The organism is Streptomyces sp. NBC_01428 (assembly GCF_036231965.1).
Classification (GTDB): domain Bacteria; phylum Actinomycetota; class Actinomycetes; order Streptomycetales; family Streptomycetaceae; genus Streptomyces.
This window is the reverse complement of the sequence record NZ_CP109499.1, coordinates 6178141-6204379: the sequence shown is the minus strand read 5'-3', so window position 1 is coordinate 6204379 and position 26239 is coordinate 6178141. Positions and strand designations below refer to the sequence as shown.

At 71.6% G+C, this 26239-nt stretch carries 23 protein-coding genes; 13 read left to right on the top strand and 10 right to left on the bottom strand.

Going from position 1 to position 26239, the window contains the following annotated elements; genetic code table 11:
• The first annotated feature begins 127 nt into the window (after nucleotides 1-127).
• Both OG406_RS26835 and OG406_RS26830 read left to right on the top strand, forming a co-directional pair.
• Nucleotides 128-1600 carry an MGH1-like glycoside hydrolase domain-containing protein gene (locus OG406_RS26835; protein ID WP_329190988.1) on the top strand — a complete coding sequence of 491 codons (1473 nt, stop codon included), beginning with the start codon at nucleotides 128-130 and terminating at the stop codon, nucleotides 1598-1600.
• The gene (locus OG406_RS26830) at nucleotides 1597-3534 is read left to right on the top strand and encodes an amylo-alpha-1,6-glucosidase (RefSeq protein WP_329188186.1); all 1938 of its coding nucleotides are present in this window, start codon (nucleotides 1597-1599) and stop codon (nucleotides 3532-3534) included. Before OG406_RS26835 ends, OG406_RS26830 begins: the two co-directional genes overlap by 4 nt.
• A gap of 314 nt (nucleotides 3535-3848) precedes the next feature.
• Here the strand turns inward: OG406_RS26830 and dusB are convergent, their stop codons facing one another.
• Entirely contained in the window at nucleotides 3849-5000 is a 1152-nt protein-coding gene (dusB, locus tag OG406_RS26825; protein ID WP_329188184.1) for a tRNA dihydrouridine synthase DusB, read from the bottom strand.
• Between the two features lie 96 nt (nucleotides 5001-5096).
• On the opposite strand from dusB, the gene OG406_RS26820 reads away from it, so the two are divergent.
• Nucleotides 5097-6560, top strand: coding sequence for an MFS transporter (locus tag OG406_RS26820; RefSeq protein ID WP_326843233.1), 1464 nt, complete (start codon nucleotides 5097-5099; stop codon nucleotides 6558-6560).
• A 144-nt stretch (nucleotides 6561-6704) separates the two neighbouring features.
• Here OG406_RS26820 and OG406_RS26815 read toward each other — a convergent pair whose 3' ends face one another.
• Nucleotides 6705-7736 (bottom strand): helix-turn-helix transcriptional regulator, encoded by a 1032-nt coding sequence (locus tag OG406_RS26815; RefSeq protein ID WP_443067107.1) that lies wholly within the window; start codon nucleotides 7734-7736, stop codon nucleotides 6705-6707.
• A 101-nt stretch (nucleotides 7737-7837) separates the two neighbouring features.
• On the opposite strand from OG406_RS26815, the gene OG406_RS26810 reads away from it, so the two are divergent.
• From OG406_RS26810 to OG406_RS26800, 3 genes are all read left to right on the top strand, one after another.
• On the top strand, nucleotides 7838-9268 hold the full coding sequence (locus OG406_RS26810) for an MFS transporter (protein WP_329188182.1): 1431 nt from the start codon (nucleotides 7838-7840) through the stop codon (nucleotides 9266-9268).
• A 299-nt stretch (nucleotides 9269-9567) separates the two neighbouring features.
• Nucleotides 9568-10842, top strand: a complete 1275-nt coding sequence (locus tag OG406_RS26805; protein ID WP_267051617.1) for a M14 family zinc carboxypeptidase — start codon at nucleotides 9568-9570, stop codon at nucleotides 10840-10842.
• A gap of 101 nt (nucleotides 10843-10943) precedes the next feature.
• Entirely contained in the window at nucleotides 10944-11150 is a 207-nt protein-coding gene (locus tag OG406_RS26800; RefSeq protein ID WP_081217173.1) for a hypothetical protein, read from the top strand.
• Nucleotides 11151-11215: 65 nt separating this feature from the next.
• Here OG406_RS26800 and OG406_RS26795 read toward each other — a convergent pair whose 3' ends face one another.
• Together OG406_RS26795 and OG406_RS26790 are read right to left on the bottom strand one after the other, a co-directional pair.
• Nucleotides 11216-11821, bottom strand: coding sequence for a TetR family transcriptional regulator (locus tag OG406_RS26795; RefSeq protein ID WP_081217174.1), 606 nt, complete (start codon nucleotides 11819-11821; stop codon nucleotides 11216-11218).
• Between the two features lie 26 nt (nucleotides 11822-11847).
• On the bottom strand, nucleotides 11848-12852 hold the full coding sequence (locus tag OG406_RS26790) for an aldo/keto reductase (protein WP_164370843.1): 1005 nt from the start codon (nucleotides 12850-12852) through the stop codon (nucleotides 11848-11850).
• 222 nt (nucleotides 12853-13074) lie between these two features.
• Here OG406_RS26790 and OG406_RS26785 point away from each other — a divergent pair, with 222 nt between their 5' ends.
• Nucleotides 13075-14127, top strand: a complete 1053-nt coding sequence (locus OG406_RS26785) for a chitinase (RefSeq protein ID WP_329188181.1) — start codon at nucleotides 13075-13077, stop codon at nucleotides 14125-14127.
• A 114-nt stretch (nucleotides 14128-14241) separates the two neighbouring features.
• On the opposite strand, the gene OG406_RS26780 is transcribed toward OG406_RS26785, so the two are convergent.
• Entirely contained in the window at nucleotides 14242-15624 is a 1383-nt protein-coding gene (locus OG406_RS26780; RefSeq protein WP_081217177.1) for a glycine--tRNA ligase, read from the bottom strand.
• A gap of 319 nt (nucleotides 15625-15943) precedes the next feature.
• Here OG406_RS26780 and OG406_RS26775 point away from each other — a divergent pair, with 319 nt between their 5' ends.
• The 4 genes from OG406_RS26775 to OG406_RS26760 are packed head-to-tail and all read left to right on the top strand — an operon-like array spanning nucleotide 15944 to nucleotide 19083.
• A complete protein-coding gene (locus OG406_RS26775) occupies nucleotides 15944-16906 on the top strand; it encodes a metal ABC transporter substrate-binding protein (RefSeq protein ID WP_329188179.1) in 963 nt (320 codons plus the stop codon).
• 14 nt (nucleotides 16907-16920) lie between these two features.
• The gene (locus tag OG406_RS26770) at nucleotides 16921-17697 is read left to right on the top strand and encodes a metal ABC transporter ATP-binding protein (protein WP_266619972.1); all 777 of its coding nucleotides are present in this window, start codon (nucleotides 16921-16923) and stop codon (nucleotides 17695-17697) included.
• Complete coding sequence (locus OG406_RS26765; protein ID WP_164370846.1) at nucleotides 17697-18599, top strand: metal ABC transporter permease; 903 nt, start codon at nucleotides 17697-17699, stop codon at nucleotides 18597-18599. Before OG406_RS26770 ends, OG406_RS26765 begins: the two co-directional genes overlap by 1 nt.
• Nucleotides 18600-18657: 58 nt before the next feature.
• Nucleotides 18658-19083, top strand: coding sequence for a Fur family transcriptional regulator (locus OG406_RS26760; RefSeq protein WP_081217180.1), 426 nt, complete (start codon nucleotides 18658-18660; stop codon nucleotides 19081-19083).
• 99 nt (nucleotides 19084-19182) lie between these two features.
• On the opposite strand, the gene OG406_RS26755 is transcribed toward OG406_RS26760, so the two are convergent.
• The 3 genes from OG406_RS26755 to OG406_RS26745 all read right to left on the bottom strand — a co-directional run bounded on the left by OG406_RS26755 (nucleotide 19183) and on the right by OG406_RS26745 (nucleotide 21431).
• Nucleotides 19183-20028, bottom strand: a complete 846-nt coding sequence (locus tag OG406_RS26755; protein WP_164370847.1) for an isoprenyl transferase — start codon at nucleotides 20026-20028, stop codon at nucleotides 19183-19185.
• Nucleotides 20029-20130: 102 nt separating this feature from the next.
• Nucleotides 20131-20877, bottom strand: a complete 747-nt coding sequence (gene recO / locus OG406_RS26750; protein WP_164370848.1) for a DNA repair protein RecO — start codon at nucleotides 20875-20877, stop codon at nucleotides 20131-20133.
• A 323-nt stretch (nucleotides 20878-21200) separates the two neighbouring features.
• Nucleotides 21201-21431: a hypothetical protein gene (locus tag OG406_RS26745; RefSeq protein ID WP_266613570.1), complete on the bottom strand. Its 231-nt coding sequence runs from the start codon at nucleotides 21429-21431 to the stop codon at nucleotides 21201-21203.
• Nucleotides 21432-21998: 567 nt separating this feature from the next.
• Between OG406_RS26745 and OG406_RS26740 the strand changes: the two genes are divergently transcribed.
• Entirely contained in the window at nucleotides 21999-22769 is a 771-nt protein-coding gene (locus tag OG406_RS26740; RefSeq protein WP_329190983.1) for a PIG-L deacetylase family protein, read from the top strand.
• Between the two features lie 80 nt (nucleotides 22770-22849).
• On the opposite strand, the gene OG406_RS26735 is transcribed toward OG406_RS26740, so the two are convergent.
• Together OG406_RS26735 and OG406_RS26730 are read right to left on the bottom strand one after the other, a co-directional pair.
• A complete protein-coding gene (locus OG406_RS26735) occupies nucleotides 22850-23353 on the bottom strand; it encodes a protein-tyrosine phosphatase family protein (protein ID WP_329188173.1) in 504 nt (167 codons plus the stop codon).
• A 195-nt stretch (nucleotides 23354-23548) separates the two neighbouring features.
• A complete protein-coding gene (locus OG406_RS26730; protein WP_179165374.1) occupies nucleotides 23549-24289 on the bottom strand; it encodes a FadR/GntR family transcriptional regulator in 741 nt (246 codons plus the stop codon).
• 314 nt (nucleotides 24290-24603) lie between these two features.
• Here OG406_RS26730 and OG406_RS26725 point away from each other — a divergent pair, with 314 nt between their 5' ends.
• Nucleotides 24604-26232, top strand: coding sequence for an ABC transporter substrate-binding protein (locus OG406_RS26725; protein WP_329188171.1), 1629 nt, complete (start codon nucleotides 24604-24606; stop codon nucleotides 26230-26232).
• Nucleotides 26233-26239: the final 7 nt, after the last annotated feature.

Below are 26239 nucleotides of genomic sequence, written 5' to 3'. Positions count from 1 at the left end.
CGGGGAGACCTGAGTGGACAGCACAACCCAGCTCACCGCCCTGCGCAGGGGACTCACCGCCCCCTTGCGCCCCTCCGGCACTCCCGTGCACGCCTCCGGCCCGCCCACTCCGCCCGGTCCGGGCGGAATCGCCCGTACCGGACCACTTGTATACGATCCCGCGGGGCCGTCGGGTTCCCTGCACCTCAGGGCGTCCCGGGTGCTGGACGGCAACTGGACGGGAACGTCCACGGTGCCCTCGCGCGGTCTGTACCCGCACCAGTGGTCGTGGGACTCCGCGTTCGTCGCGATCGGGCTGCGTCATCTGTCCCCGCTGCGCGCGCAGACGGAGCTGGAGACCCTGCTCGGCGCGCAGTGGGCCGACGGGCGTGTCCCGCACATCGTGTTCAACCCCTCCGTCCCGCTGGACGCGTACTTCCCGAGCCCCGACTTCTGGCGCTCCTCGACCGCGGGCCGCGCGGCGGGCGCCCCGCGCACCGTACAGACGTCGGGCATCGTGCAGCCACCGGTGCACGCGCTCGCCGTGTGGCTGGTGCACCGCGCGGACCCCGGACTGTCGCGGGCCCGGTCGTTCCTCCCCCGGATGTACCCGCGGCTGGCGGCCTGGCACCGCTATCTCCTGCACCGCCGGGACCTGGGCGGCGGCGGCCTCGCCAGCGTGGTCCACCCCTGGGAGCAGGGCATGGACAACAGCCCGTGCTGGGACGCGCCGCTCAGCCGCGTGACCCCCGCGCCCGCCCGCTCCTTCCGCCGCGCGGACCTCGCCCACGGCGCCCCCGAGGACCGGCCCACCGACCTCGACTACGGGCGGTACGTGCGCCTCGCCGCCGACTACCGCGACCGCGGATACGCGGACGGGGGCGGCGAGTTCGCCGTCGAGGACCCCGCGTTCAACGCCTTGCTGATCGCCTCCGAGCACGCGCTGGCCGAGATCGCGCAGGAACTCGGCGCGGCGGGCACCGCACGCCACGCGCGCGCCGAGCGGCTGACGGCGGCCCTGGTGGACCGGCTGTGGGACCCGGCGGAGGGCCTGTTCTTCTGCCGGGACGAGCGCGGCGGCCCGGACGGCCGCGGCAGCGGGCCGATCCCCGAGCGCAGCGTCGCCGGACTGCTGCCCCTCATTCTGCCGACGCTGCCGCGCGAGATCGCCGCCACGCTCGTACGGACCGCGAGCGGCCCGCACTTCGCGCTCGGCGGCGCCGCGCGCCTCGCGCCCAGCTACGACCTGACCGGCGACGCCTTCGACCCGCACCGCTACTGGCGGGGCCCGGCCTGGTTCAACACCAACTGGCTGCTGGAGCGCGGGCTGCGGCTGCACGGGGAGCACGGACGGGCGGACGCCCTGCGGACCGCCCTGCTCGACACGGCCGGGGAATCGGAGTTCGCCGAGTACGTGGACCCGTACACCGGCGAGGCCTGCGGAGCACTCGGGTTCAGCTGGACGGCGGCACTGACCCTCGACCTGCTGCACTCCACCGGCAGGCCGGAGCCGGTCGTGTCCGAGGCCGGGCGCGGCACGTTGGTGAACACGGCACACAGCACGGGGTTATCGAGCGCTTACGACGCCGGGACGGGCGCCGAGGGAGGGGACCGGGGATGACGGAACGGCATCATCTGCTCGTGCACGGGGGGACGTTCGCCGCCGTGGACGACGGAGGGGACATCAGCGGGGTACGGGGCGGCAGTTCCCCGGACGGGCTGTTCGTGCGGGACGCACGGCACCTCAGCCGGTGGCAGCTGACGGTGGACGGGGCGGTGCCCGAGGCACTCACCCCGGTCGCGGACGGCGACACCGCCCGCTGCGTACTGGTCCCGCGGGGCGGCCGCAACGAACCGCCCGCGTACACCCTCTTCCGTGAACAGGCCGTCGCCGAGGGCGCGTTCGTGGAGGCGCTGCGCGTCACCAGCAACCGCCCGACGCCCACCACGGTCCGTATCGCGGTCACCGCGGACGCCGACTTCACGGACCAGTTCGAACTGCGCTCGGACTACCGGACGTACGCCAAGACCGGTGTCGTCCGGCAGCGCCAAGTCCTGGATGACGGGGTCGAGTTCAGCTACCGGCGCGGGGAGTGGCGGTCCTGTACGACGGTCACCTCCGAACCCGCCCCGGACGGCGTCGAGGAGACCGGCACGGGCGCCCGCCGCCTGGTGTGGGCGCTGGATCTCGAACCGCACGGCTCCGCGGAGCTGGCGCTGCGCGTCGCGGCCCGTCCGCACGGCGCCGCGCACGCGCCGAGCGTGCCCGCCTCCCCCGCCGCCGCGAACGAGCGACTCCTGGCGCTGGAGGGCGAGTTCGCGCAGGGCGTGCCCTTCCCGACCGGCTGGCCCGAGCTGGCCGCGGCCTGCGCGCGGGGTCTGTCCGACCTCGCCGTGCTCCAGGTCCCGGCCCGCGGCCCGGACGGCGAGGAGCTGCGGGTGCCGGCCGCCGGAGTCCCCTGGTTCCTCACCCTGCTGGGCCGGGACGCCCTGCTCACCTCGCTCTTCGCCCTGCCCTACCGGCCGCAGCTCGCCGCCGCGACGCTGCCCGCGCTCGCCGCGACCCAGGCCGTCGAGGTCGGGGCGGACACGGTCGCGCAGCCCGGCAAGATCGTGCACGAGGTGCGGCACGGCGAACTCGCTCACTTCGGGCAGGTGCCGTACGGCCGCTACTACGGTTCGGTGGACGCGACTCCGCTGTTCCTGGTGCTGCTCGGCGCGTACACGGAGCAGACCGGCGACGCGTCCCTCGCCCGCAGGCTGGAGTCCAACGCCCGTGCGGCGATCGGCTGGATGCTGGACCACGGCGGGCTGACCTCGCGCGGCTATCTCGTCTACCGCGCGGACGGCGGCGGCCTCGCCAACCAGAACTGGAAGGACTCCCCCGGCGCGATGTGCTCGGCCGACGGCAGCCGTCCGAGCGGGCCGGTGATGGCGGCGGGCGCGCAGGGGTACGCGTACGACGCGCTGCGCCGCACCGCGCATCTCGCCCGGACCGTCTGGGACGACGAGGTGTACGCGGCGCTTCTGGAGCAGGCCGCCGCCGACCTGCGCGACCGCTTCCAGCGGGACTTCTGGATGAGTGAACACGCCTTCCCCGCGCTGGCGTTGGACGGTGACGGCCGGCACGTCGACGCGCTGGCCTCGGACGCGGGCCATCTGCTGTGGTCGGGGCTGCTCGACAAGGAGTACGGCGAGCTGGTGGGCCGCCGGCTGCTGGAGCCGGACTTCTTCTCCGGCTGGGGCGTCCGCACCCTCGCCTCGGGCCAGTCGGCGTACCACCCGCTGTCGTACCACCGCGGTTCGGTCTGGCCGCACGACAACGCGCTCATCACGCTGGGGCTCTCCCGGTACGGCCTGCACGACGAGGCCCGGACGGTGGCCCACGGGCTGGTGGACGCGGCGACGGCGGCCGGCCACCGGCTGCCCGAGGTCCTCGCGGGCTACGACCGGGAGACCCACGCCGAACCGGTGCCGTACCCGCACGCCTGCGTCCGGGAGTCCCGCTCGGCGGCGGCTCCCCTGGCTCTGCTCACGGCGGTCGGCGGCGCCTGAGGTCCGCCGCGGGGGCGGGGGAACGCGCGGACCGGTCGGGGCCGGTCCGCGCACCGCCGCGTGCTGTGCGGGGCGGTGCGCCGAGGCGGGGACTCCGTGCCGAGGCGCGGCGGGCCGTCCGGGCGCGGCTGCGGGTCGGACCGTGAGCGCCCGCTGTCGTACCGGGGTCCCGGCGGGCCGGGTGGGCTGTCCGGGCCTGGCGGGGAGCCGTGAGTCCCGGTCCGGTCCGGTCCGGGAGGGCCGGGCAATCCGCCGGAGGGCGGTGGGCGCCTGCTACCCGCGGCCGGTGGCGGCCTGTGACCCGCGGCCGGGGTTCAGCCGCCGGAGGTGTCGAGTTCCGCGTCCTCGCCGACGCCGGCGCAGTCGTAGGGGTCCTTGAGCCAGCCGTCCGGCAGGACGACGCGGTTGTTGCCGGAGGTGCGGCCGCGGGGGCCGTCGGCGCCGGCGGGCCACTCCTGGTCGAGGTCCAGCTCGGCGAGCCCGTCGGAGAGTTCGGCGAGCGAGGAGGTGATCGCGAGGCGCTTGCGCATCTCGGAGCCGACGGAGAAGCCCTTCAGGTACCAGGCGACGTGCTTGCGGAAGTCGATGACGCCGCGCGCCTCGTCGCCGATCCACTCGCCGAGCAGGGTGGCGTGCCGGACCATGACGGCCGCGACCTCGCGCAGCGTCGGACGGGCGTACTCCTCGCGGCCCTCGAACGCGGCGACCAGGTCGCCGAACAGCCAGGGCCGGCCGAGGCAGCCGCGGCCCACGACGACGCCGTCGCAGCCGGTCTCGCGGACCATCCGCAGCGCGTCGTCGGCGGACCAGATGTCGCCGTTGCCGAGGACGGGGATCTCCGGCACGTGCTCCTTCAGCCGGGCGATGGCGTCCCAGTCGGCGGTGCCGCCGTAGTGCTGGGCGGCGGTCCGGCCGTGCAGGGCGATCGCGGTCACGCCCTCCTCGACCGCGATGCGTCCGGCGTCGAGGAAGGTGATGTGGTCGTCGTCGATGCCCTTGCGCATCTTCATGGTGACGGGCAGGTCCCCGGCGCCGCTGACGGCCTCGCGGAGGATCGCGCGCAGCAGGCGGCGCTTGTAGGGCAGCGCGGAGCCGCCGCCCTTGCGGGTCACCTTGGGGACCGGGCAGCCGAAGTTGAGGTCGATGTGGTCGGCGAGGCCCTCCTCCGCGATCATGCGGACGGCCTTGCCGACGGTGGCGGGGTCGACGCCGTACAGCTGGATCGAGCGGGGCGTCTCGCTCGCGTCGAAGTGGATCAGCTGCATGGTCTTCTCGTTGCGCTCGACCAGCGCCCGCGTCGTGATCATCTCGCTGACGAAGAGACCCTTGCCGCCGCTGAATTCCCGGCACAGGGTGCGGAACGGCGCGTTCGTGATGCCCGCCATGGGGGCGAGGACGACGGGCGGCTGCACCTGGTGGGGACCGATCGACAGCACGGAGTTCACGGTGGACGTGGGCGTGGGCATTCCCCCATTGTGGCGTACGGCGCCGGGTGCCCGCGCAGAAGATCGTGTAGAGGTCATTAGTTAGACACACTATCGACGTCGGCGTACGCTGACGGAATGCCTGAGCTCAGCCACCGCCACCGCATGCTGGTGCTCGCGATCTGCTGCATGAGTCTGCTGATCGTGAGCCTCGACGTCACCATCCTGAACGTCGCCCTCCCCTCGATGCAGAGGGAACTGCACGCGAGCGTCGCGGGCATGCAATGGACGATCGACGCGTACACCCTGGTGCTGGCCTCCCTGCTGATGCTCGCGGGCTCCACCGCCGACCGCATCGGCCGCCGCAAGGTCTTCATGGCGGGCCTCGTCCTGTTCACCATCGGCTCGGTGCTCTGCTCCCTGGCCCCGAGCCTCGACACCCTCATCGTCTTCCGGATGATCCAGGCCGTCGGCGGCTCGATGCTCAACCCCGTCGCGATGTCGATCATCACGAACACCTTCACCGACCCCCGCGAACGCGCCCGCGCGATCGGCGTGTGGGGCGCCGTCGTCGGCATCTCGATGGCCGCGGGCCCCCTCGTCGGCGGACTGCTCGTCGACACCGTCGGCTGGCGCTCCATCTTCTGGATCAACCTGCCCGTCGGCCTCGCCGCCCTCCTGCTGACCCTGCGCTTCGTCCCCGAGTCCCGCGCCCCCAAGGCCCGCCGCCCCGACCCGGTCGGCCAGCTCCTCGTCATCGCGCTCCTCGGCTCCCTCACCTACGCGATCATCGAGGCGCCCACCTCCGGCCTCGCCCACACCCTCGCCTTCGGCGCGATCGCCCTCGCCGCCCTGCTCGGCCTCCTGTGGTACGAGCCCCGCCGCGACGAACCCCTCATCGACCTGCGCTTCTTCCGCTCGGCCCCGTTCAGCGGCGCGACCGTCATCGCGGTCAGCGCGTTCGCCGCCCTCAGCGGCTTCCTGTTCCTGTCGACGCTCTACCTGCAGAACGTCCGCGGCCTCGACGCCCTGCACGCCGGCCTGTGGATGCTCCCGATGGCCGCCCTCTGCTTCGTCTGCGCGCCCGTCTCCGGACGCCTCGTCGGCAGCCGCGGCCCCCGCATGTCCCTGCTGATCGCCGGCGTCGCCATGACCATCAGCGGCGTCCTGTTCGCCGCCTTCGAGGCCGAGACGTCGAACGTCACGCTCGTCATCGGCTACGTCTTCTTCGGCCTCGGCTTCGGCTTCGTCAACGCCCCCATCACCAACACCGCCGTCTCCGGCATGCCCCGCACCCAGGCCGGCGTCGCCGCGGCCGTCGCCTCCACCAGCCGCCAGATCGGCGGCACCCTCGGTGTCGCCGTCATCGGCGCGGCCCTCGCCTCCGGCATCCATGCCTCCGCCTACCGCGCCACGTTCGTCTCCGCGGCCCGCCCCGGCTGGTGGATCATCACCGCCTGCGGCCTCGCCGTCCTCGTCCTCGGCGCGCTCACCAGCGGACGCTGGGCCCGCGGCACCGCCGACCGCACCGCCCGCCTGCTGGAGGCGCCGGAGGTGGCGGAACCGGTGGGCGTCCGGGCCCAGGACAGCACGGCCGCCTGACCCCACCCCGGAGAGCACGAGGCCCGGACAGCGAGGGGCCGGACGGCAAGGGGCTCAGACAGCGAGCGGCTCGGGCCGGTGGCGCCCGGGCCGTTCACCGTCCTGGGCGGCGCAGGTCGGCAGTGGTCGGGCCGCGCCTCACCGTCAGGCGGCTCCGGCCTCCCCCGCCTCCCCCGCCTCCGCCTCCAGGGCGATCGCGTGGAGCCGCTCCAGGCGCTGACGGCTCTGCTCGTCGGCCGGCGGATACGTCACCATGCGGGCGCCCTGCGCGGGCGCCAGCCACAGGTCGGTGTGATCGACCGTGACGAGACCGACGTACGGGCTGACGAACTGCTTCGTCTTGCCGCGCGCGCTCACCACCTCGTACCGCTCCCAGATCTCGCGGAACTCCGCCGACTCCGTCCGCAGCCGCTTCACCAGCATCTTCCAGGCCGGCTCCCCCAGATGCCCGGCCATCGACACCCGCAGCCGCGCCGCCATCAACCGCATCGCCTCGTCCAGGAAGACGATCGACTCGCGCCACTCCGCGTTCGTGTACGCGAGCACCAGACAGTTGCGGTCCGCGGGCGGCACCGTGTCGAGGTCCCGCATCATCAGCCGGGCGTACGTGCGGTTGTACGCCAGGATGTCGTAGCGGCTGTTCTGGATGCACGCCGGTACGGGCTCCAGCTGCCGCAGCATCAGACGCAGCGCCGGCGTGATCCCCGAGCACTGCGCGGCCGGCGACGGATCCACGGCACCGGCCAGCTGGAAGAGATGCGCGCGTTCACCGGCGTCCAGGAGCAGCGTCCGCGCCAGCGCGTCGAGAACCTGCTCGGACACCTGGATGTCCCGCGCCTGCTCCAGCCACGTGTACCAGGTGACCCCCACCGCCGAGAGCTGCGCGACCTCCTCGCGGCGCAGCCCCGGAGTGCGCCGCCGACGCCCCCGGGGCAGCCCCACCTGCTCCGGCGTGATGCGCTCACGGCGGCTGCGCAGGAACGTCGCCAGCTCGTGCCGCCGGATCTCGCTGCCCCGCCCCGCCGCGGCACCCGACGACACCGCCTGCCCGGGAACGCCCTCGACGCTGCCGGCGGGATCCGCAGGAACAGGGGCGACTCCGCCCGGCACCCGGGCCACCCCGGTGGACCGTGCCCCCGCCGAACCCGTGGTCGCGTCCCGTGCCATCGTCGTCATGCCTCCAGCCTGCCGCTCACCGCAGCCTGTTGCCAGGTACTCCTTCTACCAGGATAAGAAGACTCTGGTACCAGCCTGAGACCGGGAGAACCCTGGAGGACGTGACCGAAACCGGAACCCTCACGACCACCGCCCGCGCCCCCGCCGCCCCACCCGCCCTCGGCGGCCTCGGACTCTTCACCGTGCTGCTCGGAGCGGCCCTGCCCCTGATCGACTTCTTCATCGTCAACGTGGCCCTCCCGACCATCGGCCACGACCTGCACGCGAGCGAGTCCGTCCTCGAACTCGTCGTCGCCGGCTACGGAGTCGCCTACGCCGTCCTCCTCGTCCTCGGCGGACGCCTCGGCGACCTCTTCGGCCGCCGCCGGTTCTTCCTCGGCGGCATGGCCGCCTTCGGCCTCACCTCCCTCGCCTGCGGACTCGCCCCCACCGCCTGGACCCTCGTCGCCGCCCGCGTCGCCCAGGGCGCCGCGGCCGCCGCGATGCTGCCCCAGGTCCTCGCCACCATCCAGGCCGCCACCGCCGGACCCCGCCGCGCCAAGGCCATGGGCCTGTACGGCGCCACCGCCGGCCTGTCCATGATCGCCGGACAGATCCTCGGCGGCGTCCTCGTCGCCGCCGACATCGCCGGCAGCAGCTGGCGCTCCGTCTTCCTCGTCAACGTGCCCGTCGTCGTCCTCGGCCTGTTCCTCGCCGCCCGCGCCGTCCCCGAGACCCGCTCCCGGCGCCCCGAGCCCGTCGACGCCCCCGGCACCGTCCTCCTCGCCGTCGCCCTGCTGGCCCTCCTCGCCCCCCTCACCGAGGGCCGCGCCGCCGGCTGGCCCCTGTGGACCTGGCTCTCCCTCGCCCTGTTCCCCCTCGCCGCCACCGCCTTCTACCTCGTCGAACGCCACGCCGACCGCAACGGCCGCACCCCGCTCGTCCCGCCCAGCCTGTTCCGGATCACCTCGCTGCGCCGCGGCCTGATCATGATCGTGCCGTTCTCCATCGGCTTCAGCGGCTTCATGTTCGTCATCGCGGTCGCCCTCCAACAGGGCGAAGGCCTCGGCCCCGTCGCCGCCGGACTCGCCCTCGCCCCACTCGCCGTCGTCTTCTTCGTCACCTCCCTGTGCGGCCCCCGGCTGATCGCCCGCTACGGCACCCGCGTCGTCACCGCCGGCGGAATCCTCCAGGGCATCGGCGTCGCCCTCATCGCCCTCGCCGCCTCACGCTCCTGGCCCGACCTCGGCGTGTGGCAACTCCTCCCCGGAGCGGCCGTCGCCGGAGCCGGACAGGCACTCCAGCTGCCCGTCCTCATCCGGATCGTCCTCTCCGAGATCCCCGCCACCCGCGCCGGCGTCGGCAGCGGCGTGATGGCCACCACCCAGCAGGCCTCCCTCGCCGTCGGCGTCGCCACCCTCGGCACCCTGTTCCTGTCCCTCGCCCCCACCCACGGCACCCGGGACGCCCTCGTCACCACCCTCCTCGTCCAACTCGCCGGCATCGCCCTCACCACCGCGCTCAGCCTGCGACTCCCCCGCACCATCGCCTGACCCCGCACCCCCGCCCGGCCACCCCGGGCAACACCCCCGCACACCCCTCGCCCACCGCCCGCGCGGCCACCGGCACATGCACCCGTCATGCCGCCAACTACCCATTCCCCAGGGGCTGTTGACACTCCCCGCACACCATGTCGTACTGAGTCGCACTGAAGTCGAACGGACCCGCGCCCGGCGACCGCCCAGCCGCACGCCCCCGTCGACCGCTCCGCGATCCGAGGAGGCCCCGTGGCCCACACCAAGATCCGCACACCGGACCAGAGGCCCACCACGGGCACCGGCGGAACCGGACACTGAACTACCCCACACCCGCCGACGTCACCCGCACCGCCAAGGCCCTCGCGACCCGGCACCCCGACAGATGCCGGCTCACCACGATCGGCCACTCCCGCCGCGGCACCCCCCTACGGATGCTCAGCGTCGGAAGAGGCCCACGGCACGCCCTCGTGGTCGCGGGCGCCCACCCCAACGAATACGTCGGCGGCGGCACCCTCCTCGCGCTGGCCCACCGGGCACTGGCCGGCGAACACCCCGGAACCGTATGGCACCTCGTGCTGTGCCTCGACCCCGACGGAGCCCGCCTCAACGAAGGCGGCCACCACGCCGCCACCCTCCTCGACCAGTACCGCCACTTCTTCCGCCCCGCCCCCGACGAACAACCCGAATGGGCACCCGCACTCCCCCGCCCCCGCTACCTCCCCGAGAGCCGCGCCCTCCTCGACGTCATCCGCCGCATCCGCCCCTACGTCCAGATCACCCTCCACAGCACCGACATCGGCGGCACCTTCGCCCAACTCACCCGCGACGTCCCCGGCCTCGACCGCACCCTCACCACCTCCGCCGAACGCCTCTCCATCCCCGTCGAGAACGCCCCCCTGGACGCCCTCCACTGGCCCGCCACCGCCCCCGGCGTCTTCGTCCTCCCACCCCCCGGAGCCCCCGAACGCCCCACCGCCTTCCCCGAGAACGCCCACCACTCCACCTGGCTCGCCCCCCACGCCTACGGAGGCGTCACCGCCGTCATCGAAGTCCCCGTCTGGGCCGCCCCCCGCTTCGCCGACCTCACCCCCGACCCCGCCCCCGAACAACGCCTGCGCCACTGGGCCGAACGCCTGCGCGCCCACACCCACACCACCCGCACCCACTACGAACGCGCCCGCCCCCACCTCCCCCCACCCGGCCCGGACCCCGCCTTCAGCATCCGCCGCGCCATCGCCGAAACCCTCCGCGTCTGCGGCGCCCTCGCCGACAGCTGGGACCCCGCCCACCCCACCTACACCCCGCTGCCCGACCTCACCCGCGCCCGCACCGCCAGCATCGAGGGCTTCGCCCGCCGCACCCCGCTCCGGGCCGCCGCCATGCTCCTGCGCCTCCTCGACGAACACGCCCCCACCCCCGCCACCGCACCCCAACGCACCGAACTGGAAGCCCTCATCACACGCTGGTGCGCCGCCTACTCCGCGAGTTTCACCGCCACCTGGGTCCCCGTCGACCACCAGATAGAACACCAGGTCAACGTCACCACCGCCGCCGTCGAAGCCGCCGAAGGACACCTCGCACCCTCCTGACCGACCACCCCCACCACCGAACTCACCGCCCGACAGCCCCCGTTGATCTTCCCGATGCTGCACACTCCTACCGCAGACGAAACGGTCCACCAGGAGGTGTCATGCTGCAGATCAACCAGAGCAAAGTGAGCCGCTGGGACCAGCACGGCCGCGAACACACCGTCCGCGTCCAACGCACCGGCGTCCAACGCACCATCCGATGCGACACCTGCGGCTGGCGCAAGAACGCCCAGTTCCTCCCCTGGCTCAAAGCCGAGGAACACCTCGCCGAAGCCCACCAGGCGACCGTCGACCCCAAGGAAAACTGAAACCCCGGCGAGTCCACCCCGCCGGGGTCCACCACCACCGTCCCGGGCACCCCGGGCGAGCGACCTCAGTCGATACGACGACGCAGACCACGCAACAGCAGACGGACCACCGCCACGAACTCCGCCTCGATCCCCGGCTGCTCCCACTCACCCGCGTACGCCGGATCGTGAAAACGGCCCGTCGCGTCGAACACCGCACGCGCCGTCGCCGCCGAATCACCGTCCACCGACGAGAAATCGCCCTCCTGAACACCCCGGAACACGATCTGCGTCACCTGCTCCACCAGCTCCGCGATGTGCTCCTCCACCACCGCGCTCGCCTCACCGAGCAGCACCGTGTACGTCGCGAACAGCTCCGGATCGTCCCCCGCCTTGTGCCGCTTCGCCGTGAACAGCGCGCCCAGCCAGTGCTCCAGAGCCACCGGAGCCGGGTGCGCGGCCGACCCCGCGATCTCCCCCAGCGTCGCCGACGTCCGGTCCAGCCACCGCTTCGTGACCGCCTCCCGCAGCGCCGCCTTCGTACGGAAATGCCGGTAGACACTGCCGTGGCTGACACCCAGCGCACGCGCCACGTCCACCACGGTCGCCTTGGCCGGGCCATGGCGGCGCAGCACCTCCTCCGTCGCCACGAGGATGCGCTCCGCCGTCAGTGCTTCACCGGTCTGTGCCATGACGAAGACCGTACCTGCCGGTACTGTCAGCGCTCGCTGTCGAGATGTGCCATCTGCGCCGCCGGGTAACGGTCACCGGCGGCCGCGTCCACCGGCACCGCCCGCTCGATCGCCGCCAGGTCCGCCTCGTCCAGCGTCACGTCCAGAGCGCCCAGCGCCTCCGCGAGCCGCTCCCGGGTCCGCGCACCCACCAACGGCACGATGTCCTCGCCCCGCGACAGCACCCACGCGATCGCGATCTGCGCGACGCTGACACCCTTCTGCTCGGCGATCTTCCGCAACGCGTCCACCAGCGAGAGGTTGTGCCGCAGATTGTCGCCCTGGAAACGGGGACTCATCGCCCGGAAGTCGTTCGCCCCCAACTGCCGGTCCGCCGTGAAATGCCCCGAGATCAGCCCGCGCGACAACACCCCGTACGCCGTGATCCCGATCCCCAGCTCACGCGTCGCCGCGAGGATCTCCCCCTCGATGCCCCGCGAGATCAGCGAATACTCGATCTGCAGATCCGAGATCGGCGCCGTCGCCGCCGCACGCCGGATCGAGTCCGCGCCGGCCTCGCTCAACCCGATGTGCCGCACATGCCCGGCCTCCACCAGCTCCGCGATCGCACCCACGGTCTCCTCGATGGGAATTCCGGGATCGACCCGGGCGATCCGGTACACATCGATATGATCGACACCGAGGCGCTGCAAGGAATAGGCGGCGAAATTCTTCACCGCCGCAGGACGCCCGTCATACCCCGACCAGCCCCCGTCCGGATCCCGCAACGCCCCGAACTTCACACTCGTCAACGCCCGCTCACGCGACGCCGCCGACGCCGAACGCAGCGCCTCCCCGATCAGCATCTCGTTGTGACCCATCGCGTAGAAATCGCCCGTGTCGAGCAGGGTCACGCCCGCTTCGAGCGCGGCATGGATCGTCGCGACGGACTCGGCCCGGTCCGCGTCCCCATAGAGCGCGGACATGCCCATGCAGCCGAGGCCGAGGGCGGAGACCTGGGGGCCGGTGGTTCCGAGGGGGCGGGTTTGCATGAGAGCTCCTTGGTGGTCCTTGGAGGGGCGGTACTCCTTCACCTTGGCATGACAGCTGACAGATTTCAATATCTGTCAGCTGTCATCTGTTAGTTGTCAGCCCACACCTCCTCGCGCGGCCGAAACCCTGGTCCAGACCTATTGACGAATGGTCTGGACCGCGCGAATGTCATGCCTACGACAGCTCGACACCTCACCGCACCCCCCACCGGGAGGCCTCGCATGATTCGTCGCAAGCTCCGCCTGCTCGCCGTCGCCCTGGCAGCGGCGGTCCTGACCCCGTTGTCGGTGGCCGGTGCGCCCAGTGCCGCCGCGGCCGACACCTGTGCCGTGAAGTCGCGTCCGGCCGGCAAGGTTCTCCAGGGCTACTGGGAGAACTGGGACGGCTCGTCCAACGGGGTGCATCCGCCGTTCGGCTGGACGCCGATCACCGACGCGCGGATCGCCCAGCACGGTTACAACGTGCTCAACGCGGCGTTTCCCGTGATCCGTTCGGACGGGACGGCGTTGTGGGAGGACGGGATGGACGCGGGGGTGAAGGTCGCGACGCCCGCCGAGATGTGCGCGGCCAAGGCGTCGGGGCAGACGATCCTGATGTCGATCGGTGGCGCGGCCGCGGGGATCGATCTGAGTTCCTCGGCGGTCGCGGACCGTTTCGTGGCGACGATCGTGCCGATTCTGAAGAAGTACAACTTCGACGGGATCGACATCGACATCGAGACGGGGCTGACGGGCAGCGGGAACATCGGTCAGTTGTCGGCGTCGCAGGCGAACCTGATCCGGATCATCGACGGGGTGCTGGCGAAGATGCCGTCGAACTTCGGGCTGACGATGGCGCCGGAGACGGCGTATGTGACGGGTGGCAGCATCACGTACGGGTCGATCTGGGGCGCGTATCTGCCGATCGTGAAGAAGTACGCGGACAACGGCCGGCTGTGGTGGCTGAACATGCAGTACTACAACGGGAGCATGTACGGGTGTGCCGGTGACTCGTACTCGGCGGGCACGGTGCAGGGGTTCACGGCGCAGACGGACTGCCTGAACAAGGGTCTCGTGGTACAGGGGACGACGGTCAAGGTGCCGTACGACAAGCAGGTGCCGGGGTTGCCCGCGCAGTCGGGTGCGGGGGGCGGTTACATGGCGCCGAGTCTGGTGTCGCAGGCGTGGAAGCACTACGGGACAGGTCTGAAGGGTCTGATGACCTGGTCGGTGAACTGGGATGGTTCGAAGAACTGGACGTTCGGCGACAACGTGAAGGCGTTGCAGGGCCGTTGAGGCGGCCGGCGGCTCGTTCGCGGGGTCGTTGAGGACGACGGTCCGTGTCCGGGCGGCGCGAAGCCCCCGGTTCCCTGGTGGGAGCCGGGGGCTTCGTGGTGCGTGGTGCGTGGGTCAGCAGCCGACGAGGCGGCTGGCGAGGTAGCCCTCGATCTGGTCGAGGGAGACGCGCTCCTGCTTCATGGAGTCGCGCTCGCGCACGGTGACGGCGTTGTCGTCGAGGGTGTCGAAGTCGACGGTGACGCAGAAGGGGGTGCCGATCTCGTCCTGGCGGCGGTAGCGGCGGCCGATGGCGCCGGCGTCGTCGAACTCGATGTTCCAGTGCTGGCGCAGCGCGGTGGCCAGTCCCTTCGCCTTGGGCGAGAGCTCCGGGTTCCGCGACAGCGGCAGCACGGCGACCTTGACGGGTGAGAGGCGGGGGTCGAGGCGCAGGACGGTGCGCTTCTCCATCTTGCCCTTGGCGTTGGGGGCTTCGTCCTCGATGTAGGCGTCGAGGAGGAAGGCGAGCATGGCGCGGCCGACGCCGGCGGCGGGTTCGATGACGTACGGGGTCCAGCGCTCTCCGGCTTCCTGGTCGAAGTAGGAGAGGTCCTGGCCGGAGGCCTTGGAGTGGGCGCCGAGGTCGTAGTCGGTGCGGTTGGCGACGCCTTCGAGTTCGCCCCATTCGTTGCCGCCGAACTGGAAGCGGTACTCGATGTCGGCGGTGCGCTTGGAGTAGTGGGAGAGCTTCTCCTGGGCGTGCTCGTACCAGCGCATGTTCTCTTCGCGGAGGCCGAGGCCGGTGTACCAGTTCCAGCGTTCCTGCATCCAGTACTCCTGCCACTTCTCGTCCTCGCCCGGCTTGACGAAGAATTCCATCTCCATCTGTTCGAACTCGCGGGTGCGGAAGATGAAGTTGCCGGGGGTGATCTCGTTGCGGAAGGACTTGCCCATCTGCGCGATGCCGAAGGGGGGTTTGCGGCGCGAGGTGGTCTGTACCTGGGCGAAGTTGGTGAAGATGCCCTGGGCGGTCTCGGGGCGCAGGTAGGCGATGGAGCCGCTGTCCTGGGTGGGGCCGAGGTGGGTGCTCAGGAGGCCGGAGAACTGCTTGGGCTCGGTGAACATGCCCTTGTTGCCGCAGTTGGGGCAGTTGATGTCGGCGAGGCCGTTCTCGGGGAGGCGGCCGTGCTTGGCCTCGTAGCCCTCTTCGAGGTGGTCGGCGCGGTAGCGCTTGTGACAGGAGGTGCACTCGGTGAGGGGGTCCGAGAAGGTGGCGACGTGTCCGGAGGCGACCCAGGTCTCGGTGGCCAGGATCACCGATGAGTCGATACCGACGACGTCCTCACGCGAGGTGACCATGTAGCGCCACCACTGGCGCTTGATGTTCTCCTTGAGTTCGACGCCGAGCGGGCCGTAGTCCCAGGCGGCACGCTGTCCGCCGTAGATCTCACTACTGGGGAAAACGAAGCCACGGCGCTTGCTCAGGCTGACGATGGTGTCGATCTTGTCGGCGGCCACGGTGCTCTCTTCATTACGGACGGACGGCAGCGAATGCTTCAGGTTACCGGCGTGGCCCACCTCTGTATCAAATCGGTTCGCTGGGTGGGCGGCTCGCTGGGGGTTACATCCGGTTGGTGGGTGTTTTCGAGGGGGGTGCTGGTGGGGGTGGGGGCGGCGTGAGCGGGCGGTAGGTGCTCTGTCGCTCGCCTCTCGCTCGCCTCTCGCTCGCCTCTCGCTCGCCTCTCGCTCGCCTCTCGCTGGTCTGTCGCTGGTCTGTGATTGGTCCGCGCGGCGGGCGTATTGACAATCGTTTCCACCTTTGTTGAAAATGACTGTCATGAACGTACGACGACGCCTCATATCCGGGTCCGCCGCGCTGGTGGCCACCGCCCTCGGTCTCGGGGTCCTCTCGGCCTGCTCGGGTTCGGCATCGGCCGACGGCAAGGGCGGGGGGAAGCTCGACGTGGTGGCGTCGTTCTATCCGCTCCAGTACCTGGCCGAGGAGATCGGCGGGTCGCATGTGAGCGTGACGAATCTGACGCAGCCCGGTCAGGAGCCGCACGACCTGGAGATCAGCGCGCGGCAGACCGCGCAGCTGCAGGAGGCGGACGCCGTCCTCTATCTGAAGAACCTGCAGCCGGCCGTCGACGACGCGGTCGCCCAGTCCGAGGTGGGCACGAAGATCGACGCGGCGTCGCTGACGACGCTGGAGAAGCACGGGAACGAGGTCGGCGGGCACGCGGCCGAACACGATCACCGTGCGGGCGAGGAGGCGGGGGCCGCCGATCCGCACGTCTGGCTGGACCCGGTGCGGTTCGGTCAGGTGGCGGAAGGCGTCGCGAAGGGGCTGGAGAAGGCCGATCCGCGGCATGCCGGGGACTACGCGAGGAACATGGCGGCGCTGCGGAAGAAGTTCGACGCGCTGGACAAGGACTTCCGTGACGGGCTGGCGCACACGGACACGAAGACGTTCATCACCACGCACGCCGCGTTCGGTTACCTCGCGGAGCGGTACGGGCTGACGGAGGAGGCCATCAACGGACTGGATCCGGAGTCGGAGCCGAGCGCGAAGCGGGTGCGGGGGCTGGAGACGCTGGCGAAGGCCGACGGGGTGACGACGGTGTTCTACGAGACGCTCGTGAGTGACAAGACGGCCCGGACGATCGCGCGGGACGCGGGGCTGCGGGCGGATGTCCTCGATCCGATCGAGGGGATCACCGGCAAGTCGAAGGGTGACGACTACATGGAGGTCATGCGGTCGAACCTGAAGGCGCTGCAGACGGCTCTGGGGGCGAGGTGACGGTGGTGGAGGACATGAGGGCCGCGGGTGAGGCGGTGGTGTCGTTGCGCGGGGTGCGGGCCGAGCTGGGTTCGCGTCCGGTGCTGCGGGGTGTTGATCTGACGGTGCGCCGCGGTGAGGTGGTGGCGCTGCTGGGAGCGAATGGTTCGGGGAAGTCGACGGCCGTGCGCAGTGTCATCGGGCAGGTTCCGGTGAGTGCCGGCGAGATCGAGGTCTTCGGGGTGCCGCGGCGTCGTTTCCGTGACTGGCGGCGGGTGGGGTACGTGCCGCAGCGGACGACGGCTGCGGGTGGTGTGCCGGCGACGGTGACGGAGATCGTGGCGTCGGGGCGGTTGTCGCGGGCGCGTTTCGGTGTGCTGCGCAAGGCCGATCACGTGGCGGTGCGGCGGGCTCTGGAGCTGGTGGGGATGGCGGACCGGGCGAGGGACTCGGTGAACGCGTTGTCGGGGGGTCAGCATCAGCGGGTGCTGATCGCGCGGGCGCTGGCGTCCGAGCCTGAGTTGCTGATCATGGACGAGCCGATGGCGGGAGTGGACCTTGCGAGCCAGGAGGTCTTGGCGGCGACACTGCGTGACCAGGTGGCACAGGGCGCGTCGGTGCTGCTGGTGCTGCACGAGCTGGGACCGCTGGAGCCGTTGATCGACCGTGCGGTGGTGTTGCGGGACGGGTGTGTGCTGCACGACGGTCCGCCGCCGCGGGCGGTGGGTCAGCACGCGCTGCCCGGTCATGACCATGTACATCCGCACGCGGCGCACGACGCCGGGCCGATCCGGACGGGGCTGTTGAGCTGATGGAGATCCTTGATTACGCGTTCATGCAGCGGGCGCTGCTCGCGGCGGTGCTGGTGGGGATCACGGCGCCGGCCGTCGGTATCTATCTGGTGCAGCGGCGTCAGGCGTTGATGGGTGACGGCATCGGTCATGTGGCGATGACGGGTGTGGGGCTGGGTTTTCTGCTGTCGTGGTCGCCGGTGTGGATGGCGACGGCGGTGTCGGTGCTGGGTGCGGTGCTGATGGAGCTGATCCGCTGGTACGGCAGGACGCGGGGTGACATCGCGCTGGCGATGCTGTTCTACGGGGGTATGGCGGGTGGCGTCATGTTCATCAATCTCGCGCCGGGTGGTTCGAACGCGAACCTGACGTCGTATCTGTTCGGTTCGCTGTCGACGGTGAGCCAGTCGGATGTGACGGCGATCTGTGTTCTGGCGGCGTTCGTGGTGCTGGTGACGGTGGGGCTGCGGCGGCAGTTGTTCGCGGTGAGCCAGGACGAGGAGTTCGCGCGGGTGACGGGTCTGCCGGTGCGGGCGCTGAATCTGCTGACGGCGGTCACGGCGGCGGTGACGGTGACGGTCGCGATGCGGGTGGTGGGTCTGCTGCTGGTGAGTGCCCTGATGGTGGTGCCGGTGGCGGCGGCGCAGCAGCTGAGCCGGAGTTTCGCGGCGACGTTCGCGATCGCGGTGGCGATCGGGGTGAGTGTGACGATCGGGGGGACGGTGACGTCGTACTACCAGGATGTTCCGCCGGGGGCGACGATCGTGCTGCTGACGATCGGGGCGTTCGTGGTGCTGACGGCGTTGGCGGCTCCGGTGGCGCGGCGGCGGGCCCGGGCGGCGGCGGCTGTCCGGGAGGCCGGGGATCCGGTGGAGTGCGCGATTCCGGCGTCGCGGGGTCCGGAGAGCACGGTCGGCGTCTGACCGGGCGGAGTGCGGGCTGGCACAATGGCCGGGCAAGGGCAGACGTGAGGAGGCAACGGTGACAACCGCTGGATCGCCCGTTCGGGGCCGTTCCACCCGGCAGCGTGCCGCCGTGGCGGCCGCGCTGGACGAGGTCGACGAGTTCCGCAGCGCGCAGGACCTTCACGACATGCTCAAGCACAAGGGCGACTCGGTGGGGCTCACCACGGTCTACCGCACGTTGCAGTCGCTGGCGGACGCCGGTGAGGTGGATGTGCTGCGGACGTCGGAGGGTGAGTCGGTGTACCGGCGCTGTTCCTCCGGGGAGCACCATCACCATCTGGTGTGCCGGGTGTGCGGCAAGGCGGTGGAGGTGGAGGGTCCGGCCGTGGAGAAGTGGGCGGAGGCCATCGCCGCGGAGCACGGGTATGTGAACGTGGCGCACACGGTGGAGATCTTCGGTACGTGTGCGGAGTGCGCGGAGTGTGCGGCGGCGAAGGGCTGAGTTTCGTCGTCGGTCACGGCCCCTCCCCCGTCCGGGGTGAGGGGCCGTTGTCGTGGTGTGCGGGTTCGGTCGGGACCGCGGGCAGGGGGGCGGCGGGTGTCAGGAGCCGTCGCCCCTCATGCCTTGTTCCATGGCGAGGAGGTCCTCGTTGGGGACGGCGCCGCCGAAGCGGCGGTCGCGCTGGGCGTATTCGACGCAGGCGCGCCACAGGTCGCGGCGGTCGAAGTCGGGCCACAGCACGTCCTGGAACACCATTTCGGCGTAACTGGACTGCCAGATGAGGTAGTTGGAGGTGCGCTGCTCGCCGCTGGGGCGGAGGAACAGGTCGACGTCCGGCATGTCCGGGTAGTACAGGTACTTCTGGATGGTCTTCTCGGAGACCTTGTCGGGGTCGAGGCGGCCGGCGGCGACGTCGGCGGCCATCGCCTTGGCGGCGTCGGCGAGTTCGGCGCGGCCTCCGTAGTTGACGCAGAAGTACAGGGTCATGGCGTCGTTGTCCTTGGTCTGCTCCTGGGCGACCTGGAGTTCCTGGACGACGGACTTCCACAGTTTGGGCATGCGGCCGACCCAGCGGATCCGGATGCCGAGTGCGTCCATCTCGTCGCGGCGGCGGCGGATGACGTCGCGGTTGAAGTTCATGAGGAAGCGGACCTCGTCGGGGGAGCGCTTCCAGTTCTCGGTGGAGAAGGCGTAGAGGGAGAGGTTCTTCACGCCCAGGTCGATGCAGCCCTTGAGGACGTCCATGACGACGCCCTCGCCGACGCGGTGGCCCTCGGTGCGGGGCAGTCCGCGTTCCTTGGCCCAGCGGCCGTTGCCGTCCATGACGACGGCGACGTGGCCGGGGACGAGTTCGCCGGGGAGTTTGGGCGCGCGGGCACCGGAGGGGTGCGGTTCCGGCGTCTTGTACTCGCGGCGCTGGCGTCCCAGGATCCCGCGTACGACCATGTGCTTCTCGTCTCCCTCTTGCTCTTGCTCTCGTGCGGTGGTGCCGGTGTTCGGTGCGATGGTGCCGGTGGCCGGTGTTGTCCGTGCCGGTGCGGTGGCCGGTTACTTCTCCACGTAACGCAGGGAACGCAGTCCGCGTTCCAGATGCCAGTGGAGGTAGGCCGACACGAGTCCGCTGCCCTCACGGACGTGGCGTGGTTCGGCCGCGTCCGCGGTCTCCCAGTCTCCCGTGAGGAGGGCGCCGAGGAGTTCGAGGGCCTGGGGCGAGGGTACGACGCTGCCGGGGACGCGGCAGTCGACGCAGACGGAACCTCCCGCGGCGACCGAGAAGAACCGGTTCGGTCCGGGCATGCCGCATTTGGCACAGTTGCCGAAGCTGGGGGCGTAGCCGTTGACGGCGAGGGAACGCAGCAGGAAGGCGTCGAGAACGAGGTGTGACGCGTGTTCGGCGCGGGCGAGGGTGCGCAGTCCGCCGACGAGCAGCAGGTACTGCTGGACGGCGGGTTCTCCCTCGTGGTCGGTGAAGCGTTCGGCGGTCTCCAGCATGGCGGTGCCGGCGGTGTAGCGGGCGTAGTCGGTGACGATGCCGCCGCCGTAGGGGGCGATGGTCTCGCTCTGGGTGCACAGCGGGAGGCCTCGTCCGACGAGTTCGCTGCCGCGGGAGAAGAACTGGACGTCGACGTGGGAGAAGGGTTCGAGGCGGGCGCCGAACTTGGACTTGGTGCGGCGGACGCCGCGTGCCACCGCGCGTACGCGGCCGTGACCGCGGGTGAGGAGGGTGATGATCCGGTCCGCCTCGCCCAGCTTCTGGGTGCGCAGCACGATGCCGTCGTCGCGGAACAGACTCATGGGGCCCATTCTCGCCTACGGCACCGACGTCCTGGCCCGGATGGGCTCGATTGCGTGCGGGGGGCCGGTTCGGGGGGTCCGGCCGGGGGCTGGGGCGGACTGCGGGCGGGCGGCTCGGGGCGTGGGGCGGCAGTGGCGGGTGGTCGCACCGGGCGGGGCGGGCGGGGGCAGGGCCTCGCGGGAGGTGGGCGCCGTCGGCCGGGTTCGGTCGGGTCCGGGTCAGTCGCGTCCCGGGCTGTCGCGGCTGGCTCAGTCGGGCTCGGGTCCGGACGGTCGCGGCTGGTCGGCCCGGCCCTGTCCGTCCCGGTCCGGTCGGGCGGGGGTCAGGGGACCTCGCCGCGGCTGCGGGCGTTGGCGTAGGCGGTGGCGGCGCTGATCCGCTCCGCGGCGGTGGCGCGCCGGACGGCGTCGGGCGGGCACTCCCATTCCCTGCCGCCGCCGAGCGGCCTCAGCCGGACGCGGGGCCCTTCGTGTCCTGTGACCATGCCCACCTTCCCGGTGTGCGTGTCGACGGCGTACGAGCCGACCGGTGGGGTCGGCGTGGAGGGGTTCATCGCGGGGCCGCCGGTCGCCGGCGGCGGGCGGCTCTGGTGGAGCGGCCGCCGCGGACGACCGCGGGGCGGGGTGGCGGGGGTGCCGCGGCCGGCGGGGCGGTCCGCGGGACCGGCGGCGTGGTGTCGGCGTGGGCGAGCGCCGTGGGCGATTGCTTCACGGTTTCCTCCGCCTCTTCGGCGCGGTGCGCCGAGTGTCGTCCTCCGAGTGGTGCGTGTGCTCGTACCTGGTGCCTCGGAGTGTCCGCGGTGCCGGTGCGGGTGCCCGTGTCCGGGGGTGGTCCCGTGCGGGTGGCCGCGGTCGTTCTTCCTTCACCCTGCTCCCCCGTGCCGCCCGGTTTCACCCTTCGCATCCTGGTGGTGACGCTCCGCATCTACACTCGGCAGGATCGGCCGGCGGCAAGTGCCGTGCGGGTTGCGGGGGTTGGCGGCGGCCGCGGGCGGGGGCGGCGGATCCGCCGGGTGTACGGGGGTACCGGCGGACGGGTGACGCGGCCCGGGCGGAGGGCGGGGAAGGGTAGCCTGCACTGCCCTGTGACCGACCGCTCCGTGGGGGAGGACGACCCGGCGATGACCCTTCCGAGCCTTCTGGGGGTGTTCGCGCATCCGGACGACGAGTCCTTGTCGGCGGGTGGTGTGCTGGCCCGGCACGCGGCGTCGGGAGCGCGTACGGCGGTCGTGACGGCGACCTGGGCGGAGGACACCCGGAGGGCGGCGGAACTCGCCGACGCGCTGAGCGTCCTCGGCGCGGGCGCGCCCCGCCTGCTCGGCTACGCCGACGCGCGTTTCCCGGGGTCGGCGCCGGGGGCGGTGCGGTTCTGCGACGCGCCGCTGGACGAGGCGGTACGGCGGCTGGTGGCGCATGTCCGGGAGGTCCGGCCGGACATCGTGGTGACGCACGACGCGTACGGCGGGCTGACGGGCCATCCGGACCATGTGCACACGCACCGGGTGGCGGTGCTCGCGGTGCAGGCCGCCGGGCTGGACCAGCTTTATCCGGAGGCGGGCCCGGCGTGGCGGGCGGGCGCCGTCTATCTGGCCACGCATCCCGACTCCGCCGCCCGGGAGCTGGGCCCGCTGCTGGTCCGGGAGGGCAGGCCGATGTTCAGTGTCCCGGACGCGTGGGTGACCGCGACGGTCGAGGCCGGTCCCTGGCTGGACCGGAAGATCGAGGCGGTGTTCGCCCACCGTTCCGAGGTGGAGCGCGGCGCGCTGCCGGGCCGGCTCGCCGGACTCTCCCCGGAGGAACGGCGGAGGCTGATGGCCACGGAGTGGTTCGTCCGCCACGACAGCGTTGCCACGGACCTGCCGGGGGCGGCGCTGACGGAGCTGACGGTCTGAGCCGTCGGGTGTCCGGGGGGCGCGTCAGCCGGTCGGTGGGCGGGGGGCGGGGGTCCGCCGCCCGGCCCCTGTCGTTCGGGTCAGGTCCGGTCCTGCGGGGCGAAGTGGCGTACGTAGGCGCGTTGCCAGGGGGTCTCCACCGCGTGGCGGTCGTAGTGGCGGCGGACGTGGGCGACCGCTTCGGCGGGCGGGACGCCGTCGAGGACGGCGAGGCAGGCCAGGGCGGTGCCGGTGCGGCCCCGGCCGCCTCCGCAGGCGATCTCGACGCGTTCGCCGGCCGTCCGCCGCCAGGCGTCGGTCAGGACGGCGCGGGCCTCGGCGCGGTCGGCGGGGAGCCGGAAGTCGGGCCATCGCAGCCAGCGGGCCTCCCAGGGCACCGGCGGCGGCTCCTTGCCGAGGAGATACACGGCGTACGTGGGCGGCGGGGTGCCGTCGTCCGGGAGGGGGCGCCGCAGTGCCCGCCCGCGGACCAGGCGTCCGGAGGGCAGCCACAGGACACCCGCGCCACCCGGCTCCCACGTGCCGTTCGCGGCGCCGGAGTCGGGCGGGGTGCCAGGCTGGGGTTCGGGTCCGGTTTCGGCCATGAGGTCAGGGTAGGGGCGGCGGAGACGAGGGGGTCCGCTCGTCGACGGGGTTGTCGGACAGGCCTGTTGGACGTCGGCGCCCCGACGTCTCGGCGCCCCGCTGCCTCGGCCCCGCCGCCCCTGCACGGCACCGTGAGCGGCCGTACGGACGGGCCGTACCGCCGCCCGACGACCGGGCGGCGGACCCGGCGGGGGTCAGCTCACGCCGCGGGCGCCCTGGGCCGCTCGTGCCTCGATGCCGCGGAAGTGGTCGGACATCGCGTGGCGGGCGCCCTCGACGTCGCGGGCGCGGAGGGCGGTGAGGATGTCGCGGTGGCGGCGGGCGGTGACCTCGGGGGTGATGTCGTCGGTCCAGCCGCGGACGGCGGCGACGCGGCGGAAGACGGTCCAGAAGGCGTTGAGGAGCTGGGGGACGAGGGGGTTGCCGAGGGAGGCGTAGAGGAGTTCGTGGAACTCGCTGTCGAGTTCGGGGAAGGAGCGTCCGTCGCGGGCGGCGGTCTCCATCCGGGTGACGACGGTTTCGAGCCGGTCGAGTTCGTCCTCGGTGAGGACGTCGGCGACCCGGCTCATGAGGCCCTCCTCCAGCACCTCGCGGACCTGGAGGATCTCGGCGAGGGCCCCGGTGGGGTCGTCCGGGCGGGCGAGGGTGCGGAAGGTGAGGCCGTCGACGAGGGGGGTCATGGACGCTTCGCCGACATAGGTGCCGTAGCCGTGCCGGATCTCCACTATGTCGAGCGCCTGGAGGGCCTTGAGGGCCTCGCGGACGGAGTTGCGGCTCACTCCGAGGTCGTTCATCAGCTCGGTCTCGGTGGGCAGCGGGGAGCCTGCGGGGAGCCCCCGGTCGAGGATCAGCTGCATGACCTCGCGCTGGATCTGGCTGGTCACCCGGCGCTCGGCCCGGCCCCGGTTCCCGGTCTCCTCAGGCATGCGCCGCATCGTACGCTCGCTGGACATCGGACGTCCCACCTCTGGGCTGATTAAAGTCCTGGTTCGGCCAACTGCCCCTGTTTCCAGCCGTCATTGGTCGCACCAGTGGAAGATACGCCATTCGTGTGCGATCCCTTGACCCCCTCGACGCCCCCTTTTATGGTCGCGCTGCCGCCCATGACGTAGGACGTCGTATCTCCTGTCGCGCGGGCCCGGGGCGGCCGTCCGACCGGTCCGGGGTCCGCGGCGCCGAGGACCGGCCGTTCCACCGCTCCACCGCTTCACCGGACCGCTCAACTGGACCACTCCTTGCTGGAGGAACCGTGCGCGACGTGACCACCGCTCCGGCGCTGCACCGCCGGTCGTTCCTGAAGTACACGGGCGCCCTGGGCGCCGCCGCCGCACTGTCCTCGTCGCTGGCGGCCTGTTCGTCCGGGCCGGAGTCCACCAACGACACGGGGAACTCGGGCAGCGGCAGGAACGCCACCCTGACGGCCGTGATCGGCTACGGGAACGACGGCAGCTGGGACCCGACGCAGACCGCGTCGGCGTTCTGCATGGCCGCCAACAACCACATCTACGAGGGTCTCCTCGACACGGACCCGATCTCCCGCGCGCCGTACGCGGCGCTCGCCACCCGGGTGCCCGCCGATCTGACGGGCACGTCATGGACGTTCACGCTGCGCTCGGGCGCCACCTTCCACGACGGGAAGCCGGTCACCGCCGACGACGTGGTGTTCGTCTTCGACCGGATCCTCGACCCGAAGACCCAGACGCTGGCCAAGGGCTTCTTCGCGAGCTGGCTGAAGGAGGTCCGGAAGATCGACGCGCGGAACGTGGAGCTGGTCCTCAAGTTCCCCTTCCCGGAGGGGATCGCCCGGCTCACGCTCGCGAAGATCATGCCCCGGCACGTGTTCTCGCTGCCGGGTGCCTGGGACGACGCGATCCGGGGGAAGGCGATCGGCTCGGGACCGTACCGGCAGACCGCACACCACCCGAAGTCGAACACGACGTTCGAGGCGTTCGCCGCGTACAACGGGCCGCGCAGGGCCGCCTTCAAGAAGATGAACTGGCTGACCATAGTGGACGCCGCGCCGCGCGTCGCGAGGATCTCCGGGGCGAGCGCCGGAGCACAGATCGCCGACAACATCCCGTACGCCAACATCGGGCAGCTCACCAGGGGCGGCATGACGGTGCGGGGCGGCGCCGGCATGAACAACCTGTTCCTCATGTTCAACACGCAGCACAAGCCGTTCGACGACGTCCGCGTCCGGCAGGCGCTGCACCACGCCATCGACACGCAGAAGATGGTCGAGGTCGCCCTCAAGGGGCACGGCAGGCCCTCGACGTCGTTCCTGAACGAGGCGAACCCCTCCTACCGGCCCGCGAAGACCGTCTACTCCTACGACCCGGAAAAGGCGAAGAGGCTTCTGAAGGAGGCCGGCGTCAAGGGGCTGGAGGTCGAGATCCTGGCGGTGAACGTGAGCTGGATCGTGGACTGCCTGCCGACGATCAAGGCGTCCTGGGACGCGATCGGCGTGAAGACGACCCTGGCACCGCAGGAGACCACGGCCGTGTTCACCAAGATGGACCAGAAGCAGGACTACCAGGTGGTCGCCGCCGCCTCGAACCCCAACCAGTTCGGCCTCGACGCCGACCTGATCATGCACTACAACTACGGCCCGCAGAACCTGTGGATGGGCTACGCCCGCTGGGCCGGCGACCCGGTCGCCAGGAAGCTGTTCCAGGACATGGACCGGGCGACCCGGGAACCGGACGCCGGCCGGAAGAAGACGATGATCCAGGACTACATCGACGTCGTCGCCGAACAGGCCGTGCTCTACCCCGTCGTGCACAACGAGCTGATGACCGCGTGGAACCCGCACCGGCTCACCGGGATAAGGCCGCAGCCCTACCCGGGCATCAACCTGCTGCAAGCCAAGTGGGTCTAGGCGACAG